Genomic DNA, 841 nt, shown 5'->3' with positions numbered 1-841 from the left:
ATTATTGATAAAGAAAACGTCAATATCCGCAAAGTTGAAACGCTTAGTAACGATGATAATATCGCCTTTTTGAAATTTCATATCGAAGTTTCAGGGCTAGCGCATCTATCTAAACTACTCGCCAAACTAGAACAACAGCATGGTATCTTGCATGCTCGTCGCGCTGTGGCTTAATTGAAATGCTAAGCTACCAATTATTCACTCACAAATAGAGTTGTCACAAAACATCATGCCCGAATTGCCAGAAGTAGAAACCACCAAGACTAGCCTTGCACCATTGTTAGGACAACAGGTGATTGACATAAAAGTCTTTCAACCAAAGCTACGTTGGGCGATGCCAGATGACTTAAGTAATCTGGTTGATTACACGTTAGATGGCGTTGAACGCCGAGCAAAATATCTTGTTCTTAACTTTTTGCCCATAGTGCCTAACGATAATGATGCCATGGTAGCACCACTTAAGCTTTTGATTCATTTAGGCATGTCAGGTAGTTTACAGCAGCACAGTTATGGCACTGACAAACGTAAACATGATCATCTAATAGTAGTATTTAGGGATTCTGAAAACGCAAAATCTCAGCTACATTATTACGATCCAAGGCGATTTGGCTCAGTATTATGGTATAGAGATTACGGTAGCAAATTACTGGACCACTTAGGCCCTGAGCCACTCTCAGAAGATTTTACCGCAGAGTATTTGTATAACGTTATTCAACGTAATAACCTATCTAATAAAGATCATAGCGATACAAGCTCTAATAAAAGCCCCACGACCAAACGAGCACAGTCCATCGTACGAGCTATCAAATCTGTCATTATGGAACAAAAAGTCGTGGTAGGT

The 841-nt window shown here is 39.8% G+C and carries 2 protein-coding genes; both read left to right on the top strand.

What is annotated here, in order from left to right; all coding sequences use genetic code 11:
- A partial coding sequence (locus ACS8FC_RS16160; RefSeq protein ID WP_439297522.1) for an ACT domain-containing protein occupies window positions 1–174 on the top strand: 174 nt, incomplete at its 5' end.
- A gap of 40 nt (window positions 175–214) precedes the next feature.
- Window positions 215–841: DNA-formamidopyrimidine glycosylase family protein (locus ACS8FC_RS16155; protein ID WP_439297521.1), on the top strand; the 627-nt coding region annotated here is incomplete at its 3' end.

Source organism: Psychrobacter sp. 1Y4 (genome assembly GCF_051847555.1).
Note: the sequence above shows the minus strand (reverse complement) of the source record. Positions and strands in the feature narration are given on the sequence as shown.